This window comes from Bradyrhizobium sp. AUGA SZCCT0222, from assembly GCF_018130205.1.
In the GTDB taxonomy this organism is placed as follows: Bacteria; Pseudomonadota; Alphaproteobacteria; order Rhizobiales; family Xanthobacteraceae; genus Bradyrhizobium.
On the sequence record NZ_JAFCLX010000040.1, the window covers coordinates 24,372 to 42,369 of the forward strand.

Annotated in this window: 13 protein-coding genes; 6 read left to right on the forward strand and 7 right to left on the reverse strand. The window is 63.5% G+C overall.

From position 1 onward, the window contains the following. Window positions 1-274 precede the first annotated feature (274 nt). Entirely contained in the window at window positions 275-2,443 is a 2,169-nt protein-coding gene (locus JQ629_RS27765) for a L,D-transpeptidase family protein (RefSeq protein ID WP_212415323.1), read from the forward strand. 267 nt (window positions 2,444-2,710) lie between these two features. Beyond that, the gene (gene mepK / locus JQ629_RS27770; protein WP_212415324.1) at window positions 2,711-4,366 is read left to right on the forward strand and encodes a peptidoglycan L,D-endopeptidase MepK; all 1,656 of its coding nucleotides are present in this window, start codon (window positions 2,711-2,713) and stop codon (window positions 4,364-4,366) included. An 86-nt stretch (window positions 4,367-4,452) separates the two neighbouring features. Here the strand turns inward: mepK and JQ629_RS27775 are convergent, their stop codons facing one another. The 3 genes from JQ629_RS27775 to JQ629_RS27785 all read right to left on the reverse strand — a co-directional run bounded on the left by JQ629_RS27775 (window position 4,453) and on the right by JQ629_RS27785 (window position 7,289). Then, the gene (locus JQ629_RS27775; RefSeq protein ID WP_212415325.1) at window positions 4,453-6,219 is read right to left on the reverse strand and encodes an adenylate/guanylate cyclase domain-containing protein; all 1,767 of its coding nucleotides are present in this window, start codon (window positions 6,217-6,219) and stop codon (window positions 4,453-4,455) included. Window positions 6,220-6,401: 182 nt separating this feature from the next. Next, window positions 6,402-6,674, reverse strand: coding sequence for a DUF2312 domain-containing protein (locus JQ629_RS27780; RefSeq protein ID WP_079600063.1), 273 nt, complete (start codon window positions 6,672-6,674; stop codon window positions 6,402-6,404). Window positions 6,675-6,986: 312 nt separating this feature from the next. After that, a complete protein-coding gene (locus tag JQ629_RS27785) occupies window positions 6,987-7,289 on the reverse strand; it encodes a DUF1244 domain-containing protein (RefSeq protein ID WP_212032876.1) in 303 nt (100 codons plus the stop codon). A 197-nt stretch (window positions 7,290-7,486) separates the two neighbouring features. Between JQ629_RS27785 and JQ629_RS27790 the strand changes: the two genes are divergently transcribed. Both JQ629_RS27790 and pyk read left to right on the forward strand, forming a co-directional pair. Beyond that, the gene (locus JQ629_RS27790) at window positions 7,487-8,071 is read left to right on the forward strand and encodes a DUF1036 domain-containing protein (protein WP_212032877.1); all 585 of its coding nucleotides are present in this window, start codon (window positions 7,487-7,489) and stop codon (window positions 8,069-8,071) included. Next, window positions 8,068-9,504 (forward strand): pyruvate kinase, encoded by a 1,437-nt coding sequence (pyk, locus tag JQ629_RS27795; RefSeq protein ID WP_212415326.1) that lies wholly within the window; start codon window positions 8,068-8,070, stop codon window positions 9,502-9,504. Before JQ629_RS27790 ends, pyk begins: the two co-directional genes overlap by 4 nt. 124 nt (window positions 9,505-9,628) lie before the next feature. On the opposite strand, the gene JQ629_RS27800 is transcribed toward pyk, so the two are convergent. Next, window positions 9,629-10,054 (reverse strand): OsmC family protein, encoded by a 426-nt coding sequence (locus tag JQ629_RS27800; protein WP_212265604.1) that lies wholly within the window; start codon window positions 10,052-10,054, stop codon window positions 9,629-9,631. Between the two features lie 125 nt (window positions 10,055-10,179). Continuing rightward, window positions 10,180-10,854 carry a TetR/AcrR family transcriptional regulator gene (locus JQ629_RS27805; RefSeq protein WP_192736811.1) on the reverse strand — a complete coding sequence of 225 codons (675 nt, stop codon included), beginning with the start codon at window positions 10,852-10,854 and terminating at the stop codon, window positions 10,180-10,182. 265 nt (window positions 10,855-11,119) lie between these two features. On the opposite strand from JQ629_RS27805, the gene JQ629_RS27810 reads away from it, so the two are divergent. Then, the gene (locus JQ629_RS27810; RefSeq protein ID WP_212415327.1) at window positions 11,120-12,097 is read left to right on the forward strand and encodes a phosphatase PAP2 family protein; all 978 of its coding nucleotides are present in this window, start codon (window positions 11,120-11,122) and stop codon (window positions 12,095-12,097) included. Window positions 12,098-12,294: 197 nt separating this feature from the next. Continuing rightward, window positions 12,295-13,812: a hypothetical protein gene (locus JQ629_RS27815; protein ID WP_212415328.1), complete on the forward strand. Its 1,518-nt coding sequence runs from the start codon at window positions 12,295-12,297 to the stop codon at window positions 13,810-13,812. Window positions 13,813-13,822: 10 nt separating this feature from the next. Here JQ629_RS27815 and JQ629_RS27820 read toward each other — a convergent pair whose 3' ends face one another. Both JQ629_RS27820 and JQ629_RS27825 read right to left on the reverse strand, forming a co-directional pair. Continuing rightward, entirely contained in the window at window positions 13,823-14,953 is a 1,131-nt protein-coding gene (locus JQ629_RS27820) for a ribonucleotide-diphosphate reductase subunit beta (protein WP_212415329.1), read from the reverse strand. 28 nt (window positions 14,954-14,981) lie between these two features. Further along, on the reverse strand, window positions 14,982-17,897 hold the full coding sequence (locus tag JQ629_RS27825; RefSeq protein ID WP_212415330.1) for a ribonucleoside-diphosphate reductase subunit alpha: 2,916 nt from the start codon (window positions 17,895-17,897) through the stop codon (window positions 14,982-14,984). Window positions 17,898-17,998: the final 101 nt, after the last annotated feature.

The window sequence follows — 17,998 nt, forward strand, 5'->3', positions numbered from 1 at the left end:
GCACCGTGGCTTGCCGGTGACAGACAAATGTCAGGGGGCATGGCAAAACCGCGCCACCCGAATTGCAACTGGTGGTTTGAGGTCAGTTTGTCGTGAGTTGCCCCCATGGCGCTGGCTGCATGAAGGGGGCACATGTATCGTCTGCGTTTGAATCGTTGCGTGCAGGCGTACCGACTTAAAGCGATCGAGGCCGGCGCTTTCGCGCAAGCTGTGACGAGCGATACCTGAAGGACTGCTCCATGCCGGGGCAGTTCCGCCCAAGGGGGGTGTGACGATGCGTGACTGTTCGACCAACCGTGCTGGATTTGACCGCGTGCTGATGGCCGTCGCGGCAACCTTCCTAGCGGTGTCCGCGACTGCTGCACTGGCGGGTCAGAGCGATACGCCCCGGGCCAGCGCTGCAGAGCTCGCAATCGATGCAGCAGTTCCGCGTCCCGAGCCGGCCAACGTTCCGCCACCGACCGCCAGCGATTTTAGGATCGACACCACCGCGTCAGTGCCCGATCCGGCCAAGACGGCAGCGCCCGCACCGAGCACGACCGCAACCATTCCCGATCCGAAGCCGGCCGAAACCGTCACCGCGCCGGCGGCCGACGCCCCCAAGATCGAAGCTCCCAAGGGCGACACCGCGACCACGACGCCTGCAACGCCTGCGCCCGCAACGGCTGCAGCACCTGCCGCGGAGCCGGTGAAGGCCGCGAGCAGTGTCGCGCCGGCGGATCAGCCGGTCGCCGACAAATTGCGCGACATGCTTGCCAGCAAGGCGCTGCGCACGTTCGATCGCAAGGGCGAGCGCGCCGCGGTCGAAAAATTCTACAGCGCCCGCGAATTTGCGCCGCAGTGGACGCAGGCCGGCAAACTGACCGCCGGCGCCAAGGGCGTCGTCGCGCGCCTGAAGGACGCTGCTGCCGACGGCCTCAACCCCGCTGACTATCCGGTGCCGGATTTTGCAGCCGCCACCTCGCCCGACCAGCTGGCCGACGCCGAACTGAAGCTGACCGCCAGCATGCTGGACTATGCACGCCAGGCGCAGAGCAGCCGGATGCACTGGTCGCAGGTCGCCGCCGACATCCTCTATCCCGAGCATCCGACCGATCCGGCCGAAGTTCTGGCCAACATCTCGACCGCCAAGGATGCTTCCGCAGCGCTCGAGGGCTACAACCCGCCACTCAAGCTCTACAAGGATTTGAAGGCCAAGCTCGCCGAACTGCGCGGTCAGGGCGAAGGCCCGGTGGTGCAGATCGCCGAAGGCGCTCCGCTCGCATTCAAGGCGGCGACCAAGAAACAGCCGGAGGCCGCCCCCGAAGATCCGCGTGTGCCGCAACTGCGCGCCAAGCTCGGCGTCACCGAAAATCCCGACGACACCAAATACGATGCCAAGGTCGCCGCAGCGGTACGCAAATTCCAGGAAAGCGCCGACCTCAAGCCGACCGGCGTGCTCGACGACAAGACCGTCAAGGCCATCAACAGCCCGAAGCGGGATCGCCAGATCGACACCGTGATCCTCAACATGGAACGCTTGCGCTGGCTGCCGCGCCAGCTCGGTGTGCCGTCGCTCAACAACGCCTATGTCATCCTCAACGTCCCCGACTTCACGCTCAAGGTGATGCAGGGCGGCGCCCAGGTCTGGACCACCCGCGTCGTGACCGGAAAGCCGGGAAACCACGCCACGCCGATGCTGACCGAGACGATGAAGTTCATCACCGTCAATCCGACCTGGAACGTGCCGCCGTCGATCATCTACAACGAATATCTGCCGGCGCTGCAGCAGGATCCGACGGTGCTGCAACGCATGGGATTGAAGCTCGAACGCAACCGCGACGGCTCGATCCATATCTCGCAGCCTCCGGGTGAGGCCAATGCGCTCGGCCGGATCCGCTTCAACTTCCCGAACAAGTTCCTGGTCTATCAGCACGACACCCCCGACAAAAACCTGTTCGCCAAGGAAGAGCGCGCCTTCAGCCATGGCTGCATGCGGGTGCAGAATCCGGATCAATACGCCTCGACGCTGCTCAACATCGTCATGCCGAACGACAAATACACGCCAGAAAAAATCCGCAGCATGTATGGCCGCAGCGAGATCGACCTGAAATTCCCGACCCCGGTCCCGGTCCACATCACCTATCAGACCGCGTTCGTGGATGATTCCGGCAAGCTGCAGTTGCGCAGGGACGTCTACGGCCGCGACGCAAGGATGCTGCCGCTGCTCAAGAATTCCGGGAGCAGGGACCTGGAGAACGTTGTGGCCCATGCCAACCCGAGCTACGTCCGGCCGAGCGGCGCGTCACTGCCCTCCAACGTCGCCTTCAACAATGATTTCGGCAGCTCTGGTCCTTCGTTCTTCGAGCGGCTGTTCGGCGGACCATCCGTCACGCCCCCCGCGCCAGTCGGCCGCCGGCCGCAAGCGCAACCCCAGCAGCAGCGGCGGGTGATCACCCGTTAATCCCCGGGGTCTTAATCCCCGGTCCGGGCCGCCTATCGAAATTTTTAAGTAAAATCAACGGTCTCGCCGCTTTGGCGAGATCGTTTACGTTAACCATTATCCATCTCGGTTTTGGCACAGGGCACTTTTTCGCCACAGTCAACGGGTTAGGTTAAGCCTAACTTGGGGGCGGGTCGGTAAACTTCGGTTAACCCTCCCGCTTTAATAAAGTGTTCACCCTCTTTCGCCGGGGTTTGCGAAAGAGATCCGTGATCGCTCGTCGACTGGGTGGGCTCATACGTGCTGACTGGTTTCGCGCGCCAATTCAATTCGCTTCGTCTGCCGAAGGCCGGATATCAAATCGGCCTGACTTCCCTGTTGCTCCTTGCCGGAGCCGGGTCGGTGCATGACGCGACCGCGCTGAACGAGACCCGCACGCTTTCTTTCCACCACACCCACTCCAACGAAGACCTCACCGTCACCTTCAAGCGCGACGGGCGGTACGACGACGAGGCGCTGAAGAAACTCAATCACTTCCTCCGCGACTGGCGCAGCCAGGACCAGACCACGATGGATCGTCACCTCTTCGACATCCTCTGGGAAGTCTACCGCGACGTCGACGGCAAGCAGCCGATCCAGATCATCTCCGCCTACCGCTCCCCCGCCACCAATGCCATGCTTCGCCGCCGCTCGTCCGGCGTCGCCCGCCACAGCCAGCACACGCTCGGCCACGCGATGGATTTCTTCATCCCAGGCATTGCGCTCGAGCAGATCCGCGCCGCCGGACTTCGCCTGCAGCGCGGTGGCGTCGGCTTCTACCCGACCTCGGGATCGCCGTTCGTTCATCTCGATACCGGCAGCGTCCGTCACTGGCCGCGCATGACGCATGATCAGCTGGCCCGGGTGTTCCCCAATGGCCGCACCGTCCACCTGCCCTCGAATGGTGGTCCGTTGAAGGGTTATGAACTGGCCCGCGCCGACATCGAGAAGCGCGGCAGTGGCGACGACGCTGCAACGGTGGGCAAGAAGCCCGGCCTGTTCGCCTCGCTGTTCAAGGGCGGCAAATCCAGTGACGAGGATGACGAGGGCGGCGCCCCCGTCACCGTCAGGAACGAGAAGCCCGCTCCTTCTGTGGTGGCCGCGGCCCCGAAGGCCGCCGACACCAAATCCGCCGAGATCGTGCCGACGCCGCGCGCAAAGCCGGTCGCGGCAACGATCCAGCTGGCCTCGGCTGATGCGCAGATCGTTCCGGCGCCCAAATCCAAACCGGAGCCATCCAAGCCGGCCGCGCAGGCTTCCGCCGACAAGCCAGCCGAGCCGAAACCGCAGACACCCGCCGACATCATCAACGCCCGCGGCTTCTGGGGCGATGCGCCGACGACGGCCAATCAGCCCACCCCCGTGCAGCTCGCGGCCCTCAGGGCCCGTCAGGCCGTCGGCGCCGCCGATCCGCAGCCGACTGCCAGCGTTGCCGAGGCTTTCAACAAGGCGCTGGCCTACGCGCCGGCCGCCTCCTCGCCGGTTGACCGCGCCAACGTGGTTGCCGCCTCCGCGCCGATCCCGCGCACCGTGCGGCCGGCACGCAACGCCGCCGCTGCCGCCACCGAAATCAACACCGTCGTCGCCAAGGGATCGCAAGGGGGATCGCAGGGCCAGGGCAGCGTGATTTCGACCTCGACGCGGCTTGCCGCCGCCAAGGGCAACGATGTCTGGATGCGGGTCGTGATGCTGGCACCGAGCGCGAGCAACGCGATGTCGACGACCGTGCTGGGCGATACCGACATGACGCTGATGCGCAGCTACTTCGTCAAGCCGCCGTACGCGATCACGATGGGCTTCTCGGAAGATCCGATGCTGGGGATGACCACCGACCGGTTTACCGGATCGGCGACCGCCAAGCTCACCACGCAGTCTTTCGTCGTGCGCACGGCGTCACTGCGTTAAGCGCGCACAACTTCCATCGGTCTCGAAATCATCCTCGCGAGAGCGCGGCCCCTACGCCGTGATCACCGTGTTCGTGCTCGGCTGCGTCAGGCCGGCAAGCCTGCCTTGAGCAGGCCAGCCTCATGACGCTGGCGATCGATGGCGTGCTTGTAATGCTGGGTAGCGAGGTAAACGGCCACCGAGAATGTCGGCTCCGACTTTAGAACTTCGGCCGCGTGCGCAGCGGCCGCGACCGCGTTGCCCATTTGCGCAAACGTGGCTGCGAGGAAGGCATGATGGGTGTAGTCGGGCCGCGTGATCCGCGAGAAGGCCTCGATGGCGTCGGCATATTTCTCGGCGCAGTAGCAAGCGCGCCCGAGGTGGCTCCAGAAGCGCTCCGGGTGGTATGGGTTGAGGCGCATCGCCTTCTTGATCCAGTCGATGCCTTCCTCCGGCCGCCCGAGCCAGGTTAGAAGCTCGCCCTGCTGCACCACGACAAGGTCGTAATTGGGATTGAGCGCGAGCCCTCGCTCCTGGTGATACGCGGCCTTGTCATGGTCGTTACGGTTCAGGTTCAGCGCGGCGAGAATCCGGTGCACGTCGCTGTCATTGTCGTCGAGCGCCAGCGTGACCTCCAGCTCCGCGGCCACCTGCTCGAAGGTCGCATCGCGATCGGCACACCAGCCATAGACCCACGTCTGGCCCAGCACGCATGCTTTCCAGGCGTGGGCATGCGCATAGTTCGGGTCGAGCGCGAGGGCGCGGTCGAGCAGGCGCTGCGCTTCAGCATTGTCCTCGCGCGTCGAGCGGTGGTGCCGCACCTTGGCAGCCAGCACGCACTCATAAGCCGCCATGCTGTCGGTCGGCTTGCGTTTTGCGCGGTCGTGCCTGGCGGCCTCGACCCTGCCGGGGAGCGTCGCGACGATCGCATGAGTGATCTCGTCCTGGATGGCGAATATGTCCTCAAGCTCGCGGTCGTAGCGTTCGGCCCAGACGTGCTGGTCGGTTTCTGCGTCGATCAGCTGCACGGTGACGCGGACGCGATCGCGCGCCTTGCGCACGCTCCCCTCGAGGACGTAATCGACGCCAAATTCGCGCGCGATCTCCCGCACGTTGACCGCCTTGCCCTTGTGCACGAACGTCGAGTTGCGCGAGATGACGAGCAAATCGCGGAACCGTGACAGCTCGGTAATGATGTCCTCGGTGAGGCCGTCCGCGAAGAATTCCTGCTCCGGATCGCCGCTCATGTTGGCGAGCGGCAGCACGGCAATCGACGGCTTCTTGGAGGCCGGCGCCGCCACCGCAGCGTCCTTCGCGCCCTCTGGCGCGGCTTCCGGATCGGCGTCGAGCCGAACCCGGAAGACGCGGATCGGACGGACGATGTTCTTGACGCTCTGCTCGCCGAGATCCTCGAATGCGACGTCATCCAGCCGTTGACCGACCTGATCGCGCACCGCGCCGGAGACACAGATGCCGCCAGGCTCGGCGAGCATTTCGAGACGCGCCGCCACGTTGACGCCGTCGCCAAAGATGTCGTTGTCCTCGACGATTATGTCGCCAAGATTGATGCCGATCCGGAATTGTATCCAGCGCGCCGGCGAGACGTCGGCGTTGCGCCGCGCCATCCGGCGCTGAATCTCGGCAGCACACAGCACGGCATCGGCGACGCTGCGGAATTCGACCAGCATGCCGTCGCCGGTGGTCTTGATGATGCGGCCATGGTTCTTCGTGATGACCGGATCGATGAGTTCGATCCGGTGGGTCTTGAGACGGGCAAGCGTCCCCGTCTCGTCAACCTCCATGAGCCGGCTATAACCGACCATGTCGGCGGCAAGGACCGCTGCGAGCCTCCGCTCTGGTCCAGGCACGTCCATTTCCAGGTTCCCTTGCGGGCAGCCTAACAGAGGCGGAGCCGTGGCCCAAGCTGGTTTCCCCGGAAGTGCCTGCTAGAGCGTTTTCCAGCGAAGTGGACGCCGGTTCGCGTCAAGAAAACGCGTCAAACCAAGAATCCAGAGCCCCGTTCCGATTCCATCGGAACGGGGCTCTAGCTGGCGCCTCACAGCATCCCGAGCGCCTGCATGTAGGTTTCCAGAATCGTCTCCTGCTCGGCGCGCTCATTGGCGTCCTGCTTGCGCAGGCGAACGATGGTGCGCAGCGCCTTGACGTCGTAACCATTGCCCTTGGCTTCGGCATAGACGTCGCGGATATCGTCGGAGATCGTCTTCTTTTCCTCTTCCAGTCGTTCGATGCGCTCGACGATGGCCTTGAGCTGGTCTTTTGCGAATTTCGTCGCGGGTTCTTCCTGGACGGCGGCGGCAGAGGTGGCCATCGGATACTCCTGAGTGGAACTGAATGGTAGGGCTGAAAGATCAAGCGCCGCACGCTTTACCGCGCGGCGCTTTCTGAGATTGACCCTCAAGAGTGCGGCGCCTTGCGTCAAGGCACCATCGCGCTCATCCACAGCGCGCCCACAGGAGACTCGTCATGCCCGGGCATAGCCGTCTGACGGACGGCGTCGCTTCCGCTCGCCTTTGCCGGGCATCCACGTCTTAACAAGTCTAGCCGCACGAAAGACGTGGATGGCCGGGACAAGCCCGGCCATGACGAAGAAATGAGAAAAGAAGACGACAGGTGGAAATCGTCAATGCCCGCTATGGGTTTTCTTCATCGCCTCCAGCTGCTCGGGACTGGCGGTGCCCTGAAACTTCGACTTCCAGGTCTCATAGGGCATGCCGTAGACCGCCTCGCGGCTCTCATCCTTGCTGATCGCCACGCCCTTGCCGTCGGCCTCTTCCTTCATCCAGTTCGACAGGCAGTTGCGGCAGAAGCCGGCCAGGTTCATCAGGTCGATGTTCTGGACGTCGGTCCGGGTGCGCAGGTGCTCGACCAGGCGCCGGAAAACGGCGGCTTCCAGTTCTGTTCTGGTTTTGTCGTCAATTGTCATGGCTTGGTCCCGCAGGGTTATTCCTGAGCATATTGATATCAGGTGGGAATTGTCACAGATTTTGCCATATCGGCGCGCAAACCATCGCGGATCGGGTTGAATCCGGACGTCCCGCATCGTGGGAAACGCGCTTGCCGGGCGTTGACAGCTCCCGCCGGGCAAGCGAAATCGTCAATGATTTGATATAGCTTCGCCATATGATCGGAACAGATTCTCTGCCATCACGCCCCTTCCCCGCTCGCCTGACTACCGGCCTCCTGCCGGCGCTGGCGTTGGCGGTGATGGGCCTGTGGAACAGTTCGGCGGCTGCTGACTTTCGCCTCTGCAACAACACCTCGAGCCGGGTCGGCATCGCGCTCGGCTACAAGGACGCCGAGGGCTGGACCACCGAGGGCTGGTGGAACGTCTCCTCGCGCAGTTGCGAGACGCTGCTGCGCGGAACGCTTGTCGCACGGTTCTATTATATCTACGCGCTGGACTATGACCGCGGCGGCGAATGGTCGGGGCAGGCCTTCATGTGTTCGCGTGACAAGGAATTCACCATCAAGGGTACCGAGAATTGCCTGGCGCGCGGTTTTGACCGCACCGGGTTCTTCGAGGTCGACACCGGCGAACAGAGAGCATGGACCGTGCAATTGACCGAAGCCAATGAACAACCCGCGCAGCAGCGCGTGCCGGGGATTCCGGGAACGGTCGGTCCCGGTGGTGTACCGGGCCTGTCGCCGGGCGGACCGCCGCAAGGCGGATCCGGGCAGCCGCCAGCTTCGGCGCCCAAGCAATGAGGCGCCTCCGTCGTATCAAGATCCTCGCCACCCTCGGCCCGGCATCGTCGGACAGCGCGATGATTCGCAAGCTGTTCGAGGCCGGCGCCGATGTGTTCCGCATCAATATGAGCCACACCTCGCACGACAAGATGCGCGAACTGGTCGCGACCATTCGCAATGTCGAGAGCAGCTACGGCCGGCCGATCGGCATCCTGGTCGATCTGCAAGGACCGAAGCTGCGTCTTGGCTCGTTCAATGAAGGCGCCACCCAGCTCAAGAACGGCCAGAGTTTTGTTCTGGATTCCGACAAGGCACCGGGCGACAACAGCCGCGTCCAGCTACCGCATCCGGAAATCCTGGCGGCGCTGCGGCCGGGTCACGCATTGCTGCTCGACGACGGCAAGGTGCGGCTGATCGCCGAGGAAACCTCGCCCGATCGCGCGGTGACGCGGGTGGTGATCGGCGGCAAGATGTCGGACCGCAAGGGCGTCAGCCTGCCCGACACCGACCTGCCGGTCTCGGCGATGACGCCGAAGGATCGCGCCGATCTCGAAGCGGCGGTGACGACGGGGATCGACTGGGTCGCGCTTTCCTTTGTGCAGCGCGCCGAGGACGTCAATGAGGCCAAGCGGCTGATCCGCGGCCGTGCCGCCGTGATGGCCAAGATCGAAAAGCCGCAGGCGATCGACCGGCTCGGCGAAATCCTCGAGGTCTCCGACGCGCTGATGGTGGCGCGCGGCGATCTTGGCGTCGAACTGCCGCTGGAGCGGGTGCCCAGTCTTCAAAAGCAAATGACGCGGATGGCGCGCCGCGCCGGCAAGCCGGTAGTGATCGCAACGCAAATGCTGGAATCGATGATCCAGGCGCCGGTGCCGACGCGCGCCGAAGTCTCCGACGTCGCGACCGCGGTCTATGAGGGCGCCGACGCCATCATGCTGTCGGCGGAATCCGCCGCCGGCAAATTCCCGGTCGAGGCGGTCTCGACCATGAACCGCATCGGCGAGGAAGTGGAGCGCGATCCGACCTATCGCTCGGTGCTGACGGCGCAGCGGCCGGAGCCGGAGCAGACCGTCGGCGACGCCATCGCGGATGCCGCGCGGCAGATCGCCGAGACGCTGGAATTGTCCGCGATCATCTGCTGGACCAGTTCGGGCTCGACCGCGATCCGCGTGGCGCGTGAACGGCCGAAGCCGCCGGTGGTGGCGATTACGCCGAACCTGGTGACGGGGCGCAAATTGTCCGTCGTGTGGGGCGTGCATTGCGTGGTCGCGGAAGACGCGCACGACCAGGACGACATGGTCGATCGCGCCGGCTCGATTGCGTTCCGCGACGGCTTCGCCAAGGCGGGCCAGCGCGTGATCATCGTCGCCGGCGTGCCGCTCGGCATCGCCGGCACCACCAACATGGTGCGCATCGCCTATGTCGGGCCGGAAGGCAAAGCGGATAAATGACGGCGTACCCTTAGCGCCGTCATTCCGGGATGGTCCGAAGGACCAGACCTCAGGGGCGCAATTGCGCCCCGGGGAATCTCGAGATTCCGGGTTCGATGCTTCGCATCGCCCCGGAATGACATGATCACTGCAGCGTCGCGTCCAGCGTGATCTTGGTATTCAACAGCTTCGATACCGGGCAGCCGGCTTTTGCCTTACCCGCGAGTTCCTCGAACTTCGCCTTGTCGGCGCCGGGAATTTTCGCATTCAACGTCAGATGCACCGAGGTAATGGCAAAGCCGTCACCTTGTTTCTCAAGCGTGACGTCGGCCTTGGTTTCCATCTGCTCGGCGGTGAGCTTGGCTTCACCGAGGATCAGCGACAGCGCCATGGTGAAGCAGGCGGCGTGCGCGGCGCCGATCAATTCTTCCGGGTTCGAGCCCGGCTTGCCCTCGAAGCGGCTGGCGAAACCGTAGGGATAGTCGTTCAGCGCGCCGCTCTTGGTCGAGATCGCGCCCTTGCCGTCCTTGATGCCGCCCTGCCATTTGGCCGAGCCTGATGTCGTCGTCATGGAATGCTCCTTCACCGCTGAATGACCGATCACGCCCAATCTGGCGGATGGTTGCGTCAGAGCGATGTCAATTGCCGGTGATATCAGCGCAAACGCGTTCCGCGTTTGCCGCGAGCGATCATGCCCTACGCGCCCACCAGCGCCTTGGCCGGCAGCACCGCCTGCACCACGAGGCCGCGGGCGCGGGCGTCCATGACACCGACCGCGCGCAACGCCAATAGCGTCACGGTCTGCACGGCGTCACGCAGTTTTGCGGAATCGTCCATATTGTCCGGGGCCAGCGGGCCGACCAGCGCCTCGTGCAATGCGCCGAGAAGCGCGGTGGCGGCGAGCGCGGTATCCTGCGCCGGCAGATGTCCGGCACGCACGGCCGCCTCGATCCTTGCTGCGATCTCGCCGGAGATTTCGCGGCGGCTGGCGAGCCGCGAAGCCGACACGTCGACATCGACCGGCTCCGCCAGAATCCCCCAGGCGAGCTTGCGCTGTGACAGCACGTGGACGGCAACCGTCGTGACCGCCGCGGCCAGCGCCGAGGACGGCCCGGGCGCCGCCTCCGCCGCGCGGCGGATCGCGGCCAATTCGTCGCGCGAGACTTCGGCGATCAATTCGGAAATCAGTTCGGCCTTGGACGGGAAATAGCGATAGACGGTTCCGGCCGCGACATTGGCGCGGACCGCCACGGGGGCGATCTGCACGGCCGCCATGCCGCCGTCCGCCGCAGCGTCCCGCGCCGCCGCCAGAATGGCGCTGCGCCGCGCCGCCAGCCGTTTCACCACTTGCTGGGTTCGCCGATAGACCATGGCGCGCTTCCCCATCCCCGGGCGCGTCCGCACCCGGGAGGGGTTGCAAGATCGCGCTGCGTCTTCAATGTTTTGAGCAATTGTCCCCAATCGCTTTGAAGAACTGAACAACTATTCAGGCCAGAAGACAAGAAGCAAATATGACGGTATGGGACACAAATGCCCGCTGAACGCAGCGTCTAATTGGTGGGCCGATAACCATAGCCGTTTCCCGAATATTAAGCCTTCCCGCGCAACTGTGCCCTACAACCTCGCAGGGTGCGGCATGGTCAATTCGAACGCTTTCACGGCCTGGCGGCTGTTTCAGCTGAACTGGATTCCGATTGCTGCCATGGGCGCCGTGGTGCTGCTCGGGGGCGCGCTCTGCGGTTTCACGATAAAACCGCTCGCGCTGGCCGTTACTCTCGGGATATCAGCGGCATTGGCGCTGATCGCCTACCTCCATGCCTTCGCCAAGGGCGATCAGGCGGATCCCAAGCTGATCTTTCCACTGGGGGCGATTTCCCAGCTGCTGTTGATCGCGACGATCATGGGACCGCTGACCTACGTCGCTGCTGTGACCAACTGGCCGCTGCAGGACCGCGCCTTGCTCGCGATCGATCGCGCCATGGGCATGGATCCGGAAATGATCGCGCGATACGTCAACGACCGTGAGTGGCTGGGCGCTTTGCTGGTGCGCAGCTACACCCTGATCAAGATCATCCTGGTCGCGATCCCGCTGGTCCTTGCCCTGACATCGCGTTTTGTGCGGCTGCAGGTGTTCGTGCTTGCGTTCAGCCTGACGCTGGTCATGACGCTCTTGATTTCGACGTTCACGCCGGCGGTCGGAACTTACTACGGCCTCAACATCGATCCTGCGCAATTCTCGTCGCTGGATGCCTCGATGTATCAGGCGCAGCTGCGCGACATCCTGGCGCTGCGCGACGGCTCGCTGCGGCATCTCGAATTGCTCAAGATCACCGGCATCGTATCCTTCCCGAGTTTCCACGCGGCTTCCGCCGTGCTCTACATCTGGGCGCTTTGGCCGGTGCGCTATGTCGGAGGGGCCGCCGTCGTCCTCAATATCCTGATGATCGCTTCGACGCCGGTGATCGGCGCCCATTACATGATCGACGTGTTCGGCGGTGTCGCGCTGGCCGTGATCGGCATCTGCCTTGCCAAATATCTCGTGAACATCGTGGTGCCCGCGTCGTCGAAGGCACAGGCCGCGCCGCAGGTAGCCTTGGTGCCGGCATTGGATTAGCCCGCCATCGTCGCGCTTTGCGATGGTAAATTCTGACTAAAACGCTTGTCCGCCCGGTTAACGGCTTCTTCGCCAAACATCGTCATTGTCAGGCGCGTGAGCCCGCAATTCACCAAAATGTATCGCGGCCATGGTCAGCTGGCGAAAGTTCCTGCGGCACGCCGTGCCTGTCAAACCAACGAGCCGGCCAAAATCCGATGTCCATTTCCTTCGCCAATCCGACTGTTAATGGCGCCAGTGTCCGCAGCCTCGGGCGCGTGCTGATTCCGCTGTTGACCGGGCTCGTCGCCTATCTGATCTTCCTGTCGCTCGGGGAAATCCTGCTGCGGGATTCCGACACGCTCTGGCAGATCAGGATCGGGCAATGGATCGTCGAGCATGGCGCCGTGCCCTACACCGACGTTCATACCTTCACCCGGTTTGGCGAGCCCTGGATGTCGAGCTCCTGGCTGTCCCAGGTGCTCTATGCCGTTTCCTATGAATCTTTGGGCTGGGCCGGCCCGGTCATCCTGACCTCGCTCGCGATCGGGGCGACGGTCACGATCTTCATGTACCTGTTCGCCGACTATCTCGACCCCACCCGCGCGATCCTGCTGGTCACGCTCGCGGTGCTGGAGTCGGCGACCCACTTCCTGGCACGCCCCCACATGCTGGCGTTCCCGTTCATGGTCGCGTTCCTCGGCGGGCTGCTGGCGGCCGCGGATCGCCGGAGCGCGCCGTCATGGTGGCTGCTGCCGGTGCTTGCGATCTGGGCCAATCTGCACGGCGGTTTTGTTCTCGGACTGGCACTGATCGGACCGATTGGCCTGGAAGCGCTTTGGACCTGCGAACGCAAGGACCGCGTCAGGCTGACGATTCAATGGGCGATGTTCGGTGTTGCCGCCGTCGCGGCGTGCTGCTGCACCCCCTATGGCTGGAACACGCTGATCGGCGCGGCAAAGATCCTCAGCCTCGGCAAGCTGCTGTCCATGATCTGGGAATGGATGCCGGCCAATTTCGCCACCTGGAGCTTTTTCGAATTCACGCTGCTCGGCCTGATCGGTCTCGGCTTCTATCGTGGCCTCTCATTGTCGGTGCCGCGAATCATCCTGCTGCTCGGCCTGCTCTGGATGGCGCTGTCGCATTCCCGGAACATCGAAATCTTCGCCTTCATCGCACCACTGGTCGTGGCCAAGCCGTTTGCCGAGCAGTTGGGAACGCTGCGCACGGCGATGGTGCCCGTTCGGGAAGGGCAGTCGCGGGCGCCTGTCGTGATGCTTGCCGCGCTCGCGGTGGCGGTGGCCGGATGGGCATCGACGCAAGTGTTCATCGCGCACCACCCGTTCTCGTTCCTGCCGTCCCAGACGCCGGTCGCAGCGGTGGACGTCCTGCAGAAGCGGCAGGCTCAGCGCATCTTCAGCACGTCGCCGTTTGGCGGCTATCTGCTGTCTCGCGACATCAAGGCCTTCATCGACGGCCGCGCCGAACTCTATGGCGAACAGTTCGTCCTTGACTATTTCGACGCGGTCACCGCCAAGGACGTCAACATACTGCTCGCCACGCTCGACAAGTATCAGATCGACGCCACCTTGCTGGGGCCGGATTTGCCGGCCACCAAGGTGCTGGATCATATCGCGGGCTGGAAACGACTGTACACGGATGACATTGCCGTCATCCACGTCCGCGACGATCAGCGCAGGGCCGCTCCATCTTCCGCGCCGGGCTCGTCGAACTGACGCCCGGCTCTCACTCCCAGGTCAGCGCGCCACCGTTCTGATATTCAATGACGCGGGTCTCGAAGAAGTTCTTTTCCTTCTTCAGGTCCATCGCTTCCGACATCCATGGGAACGGGTTCTCGGTCTCGTCGAACACCCGCGCCAGCCCGAGCTGCGCGCAGCGGCGGTTGGCGATGAAGTGCATGTAGGTTTCGCACAGCGCCGCGTTCAGCCCGAGAAAGCCGCGCGGCATGGTGTCCCGGCCGTAGGCGGCTTCGAGTTCGGCCGCGGTGCGCACCATGTCACGAACCTCGTCCTGGAACGCCTTGGTCCACAGATGCGGATTCTCGATCTTGATCTGGTTGATGACGTCGATGCCGAAATTCAGGTGAATGGATTCGTCGCGCAGGATGTACTGGTATTGCTCGGCAATCCCGACCATCTTGTTGCGGCGACCGAGCGACAGGATCTGCGCAAAGCCCGTGTAGAACCACATGCCCTCGAAGATCACATAGAAGGCGACGAGGTCGCGCAGGAATGCCTGGTCGGCCTCCGGCGTACCGGTCTTGAAGTCGGGATCGTCGAGATGCTGGGTGTGCTTCAGCGCCCACGCCGCCTTGTCGGTAATCGACGGCACCTCGCGGTACATGTTGAACAACTCGCCCTCGTCCAGCCCCAGGCTCTCCACGATGTACTGGAAGGTGTGGGTGTGCACCGCTTCCTCAAACGACTGCCGCAGCAGATATTGCCGGCATTCCGGATTGGTCAGATGGCGGTAAATCGCCAGCACGATGTTGTTGGCGACCAGACTCTCGGATGCCGCGAAGAAGCCGAGATTGCGCTTGATGGCGCGGCGCTCGTCCTCGGTGAGGCCGTCGCGCGACTTCCATAGCGCGATGTCGGCCTGCATCGAGACTTCGGTCGGCATCCAGTGATTGTTGCAGCCGGCGAGATATTTCTCCCACGCCCATTTGTACTTCAGCGGCAGCAATTGATTGACGTCGGCGCGGCAATTGATCATCCGCTTGTCGTCGACCGACACACGGCCACCGCGGCGGTCGATGGTACCGAGCCCGGTTTGATCGGCCTCGGCAGGAGGTGATGCCGCAAAGGACGGCGGCGCGTGAGATGCGGGCGCGGAAGGTTCGGACCAGTCGAGCATTTGATTTATTCCTGATATTTCTTGCTGCTTACTGGCAGGCTTCGCATTCGGGATTATCGATGGAGCACGCCACCGCACCGGACAGGTCCGGCGCGGTGGCGGCCAGCGGGACGATGATTGGGGCTGGAGCCATCATCGTCACGGAGGCGACACTGTTGAGCTTGCCGTCGGTGCCCTTGAGCGTGGACTTCTCGACATGCGTCGCGCTGCGCGAGCGCAGGTAATAGGTGGTCTTCAAGCCGCGGGTCCACGCCAGGCGATAAAGCGCGTCGAGCTTCTTGCCGGACGGGTTGGCGATATAGAGGTTGAGCGACTGCGACTGGTCGATCCATTTTTGGCGCCGCGCCGCCGCCTCGATCAGCCAGGCGCTGTCGATCTCGAACGAGGTGGCGTAGAGCGCCTTGAGATCATCAGGGATGCGGTCGATCGAGCCGACGCTGCCGTCGAAATATTTGAGGTCGTTGACCATGACCTCGTCCCACAACCCGCGCGCCTTGAGGTCACGCACCAGAAACTCGTTCACGACGGTGAAGTCGCCGGACATGTTGGATTTGACATAGAGGTTCTGGTAGGCGGGTTCGATCGACTGCGCGACGCCGCAGATGTTGGAAATCGTCGCCGTCGGCGCGATCGCCATCACGTTGGAATTGCGCATGCCGGTCGATCTGACGCGCTCGCGCAAGCTGCCCCAATCGAGCGTCATGGAGCGGTCCATCGCGACGCCGCCGCGCGCCTCCGCCAGCAGTTCGATCGAATCGATCGGCAGGATGCCCTGGCTCCACAGCGATCCGTCGAACGAGGGATAGCGTCCCCGCTCAGCGGCGAGATCAACCGAAGCCGAGATCGCGTAATAGGAAATCGCTTCCATGCTGGTGTCGGCGAACGTCACGGCCGCATCGGAGGCGACAGCGATCCGCATTGCCTGCAGCGCGTCCTGGAACCCCATCAACCCGAGACCGACCGGGCGGTGGCGCAGGTTGGAACGCCGCGCTTCCGGAATCGTGTAGAAATTGATGTCGATGACGTTGTCGAGCATCCGCATCGCAATCGTCACGCTCTTCTTCAGCCGCGCCTCGTTCAGGCGGCCGCCCTGGATGTGATTGAGCAGGTTGATCGAGCCGAGATTGCAAACCGCGGTCTCGTCGTCGGAGGTGTTGAGCGTGATTTCCGTGCAGAGATTGGAGGAGTGGATGACGCCGGCATGACGCTGCGGCGAACGGAGATTGCAGGGGTCCTTGAACGTGATCCAGGGATGCCCGGTCTCGAACAGCATGGTCAACATCTTGCGCCAGAGGTCAGTGGCGCGGACCTGCTTGAAGACGCGGATTTCACCGCGCGCCGCCCTGGCTTCATAGGCGGCATAGCGTTCGGCGAATTTTGTGCCGTAGAGGTCGTGCAGGTCGGGCGTCTCGTCAGGCGAGAACAAGGTCCATTCGCCGTCGGTTTCGACGCGTTGCATGAACAGGTCAGGCACCCAGTTCGCGGTGTTCATGTCGTGGGTGCGGCGGCGGTCGTCGCCGGTGTTCTTGCGCAGATCGAGGAATTCCTCGATGTCGATATGCCAGGTCTCGAGATAAGCGCAGACCGCGCCCTTGCGCTTGCCGCCCTGGTTGACCGCAATGGCGGTGTCGTTGGCGACTTTCAGGAACGGCACCACGCCCTGGCTTTCGCCATTGGTGCCCTTGATGTGGGCCCCCAGCCCGCGCACGCGGGTCCAGTCGTTGCCGAGCCCGCCGGAATATTTCGCCAGCAGCGCGTTGTCCTTGACCGACTTGAAGATGCCGTCGAGATCATCCGCGATCGTGGTGAGGAAGCACGACGACAATTGCGGCCGCAGCGTTCCAGAATTGAACAGCGTCGGCGTCGAAGCCATGAAATCGAAAGACGACAGCAAATCGTAGAATTCGATCGCGCGGGCCTCGCGATCGATCTCGCGGGTCGCAAGTCCCATCGCGACGCGCATGAAGAACGCCTGCGGCAGCTCGATGCGGTTGCCGCCTTCATGCAGAAAATAGCGGTCGTACAGCGTCTGCAGGCCGAGGAACTGAAACGCCAGATCGCGTTCCGGCTTCAGCGCAGCGGCGATTTTCTTCAGGTCGAAGCGCGCCAGATCCGGATCGAGCAACTCGGCCTTGATGCCGGTCTTGATATAGGCCGGGAAATATTCGCCGTAGCGGCCGGCCATATCGGCCTGCGAGGCGTTGGTCGGCACCCCCTGCACGTAGGACAGCACTTCGGTGCGTAGCTTGTCGAGCAGCAGCCGCGCGCTCACGTAAGCGTAATTGGGCTCCTGCTCCACCAATGTCCGCGCAGCCATCACGGAGGCGAGAGCCAGCTCGTCCTGGCTGATGCCGTCGTAGATATTGCGCTGGGTTTCCGCGATGACGGGCGCGGCGTCGACGCCATCAAGACCGGCGCAGGCCTCGCCCACGATCAGCGCGAGCCGCGCGGTATCGAGCGGCACCTTGGTGCCGTTCGCCAGCGTCACATGCAGCACGGGTCCTGCCGCAGGCTTGGCCGATTTGGCGGCCTCCTGCTCGGCGCGCTGCCTGGTGCGCTCGTCGCGGTACAGCACATAGGCGCGCGCCACCTTGTGGTGCTCGCTGCGCATCAGCGCCAGTTCGACCTGGTCCTGCACGTCTTCGATATGAAAGGTGCGGCCTTCGCTCATCCGGCGTGACAGCGCGCCGACGACTTCCGCGGTCAATTGTTCCACCACCTCGTGCACCCGGCGCGAGGCGGCCGCGGTGTGGCCCTCGACGGCGAGGAACGCCTTGGTCATCGCGACCGAGATCTTGCTGGCATCGAATTTCGAAACCGTGCCGTTGCGACGAATCACCTGCATCGGAAGTTCGGCTTCCGGCGCGGCGAGCGATTCGGGACGCAACTGGAACAAGGGAGCGGTTTTGGCTTCGAGAGAAATGAGACCGGAAGATTCGGACATCGGCAGACCCCGTGGTGTTGTTGAGGCCGGATGTCTTTGGGGACGCTGCTTCGCATGCGCGACGGCAAACGCCGGCATGGATCTGCAAGCGACCGCCGGGA

Coding starts and splice junctions, on each gene's coding strand:
- pyk (WP_212415326.1), top strand. CDS start 8,068: ATGAGGCGCCTCCGTCGTATCAAGATCCTCGCCACCCTCGGCCCGGCA.
- JQ629_RS27815 (WP_212415328.1), top strand. CDS start 12,295: ATGTCCATTTCCTTCGCCAATCCGACTGTTAATGGCGCCAGTGTCCGC.
- JQ629_RS27800 (WP_212265604.1), bottom strand. CDS start 10,054: ATGACGACGACATCAGGCTCGGCCAAATGGCAGGGCGGCATCAAGGAC.
- JQ629_RS27780 (WP_079600063.1), bottom strand. CDS start 6,674: ATGGCCACCTCTGCCGCCGCCGTCCAGGAAGAACCCGCGACGAAATTC.
- JQ629_RS27790 (WP_212032877.1), top strand. CDS start 7,487: ATGATCGGAACAGATTCTCTGCCATCACGCCCCTTCCCCGCTCGCCTG.
- JQ629_RS27775 (WP_212415325.1), bottom strand. CDS start 6,219: ATGGACGTGCCTGGACCAGAGCGGAGGCTCGCAGCGGTCCTTGCCGCC.
- JQ629_RS27765 (WP_212415323.1), top strand. CDS start 275: ATGCGTGACTGTTCGACCAACCGTGCTGGATTTGACCGCGTGCTGATG.
- JQ629_RS27805 (WP_192736811.1), bottom strand. CDS start 10,854: ATGGTCTATCGGCGAACCCAGCAAGTGGTGAAACGGCTGGCGGCGCGG.
- JQ629_RS27785 (WP_212032876.1), bottom strand. CDS start 7,289: ATGACAATTGACGACAAAACCAGAACAGAACTGGAAGCCGCCGTTTTC.
- JQ629_RS27820 (WP_212415329.1), bottom strand. CDS start 14,953: ATGCTCGACTGGTCCGAACCTTCCGCGCCCGCATCTCACGCGCCGCCG.
- JQ629_RS27810 (WP_212415327.1), top strand. CDS start 11,120: ATGGTCAATTCGAACGCTTTCACGGCCTGGCGGCTGTTTCAGCTGAAC.
- JQ629_RS27825 (WP_212415330.1), bottom strand. CDS start 17,897: ATGTCCGAATCTTCCGGTCTCATTTCTCTCGAAGCCAAAACCGCTCCC.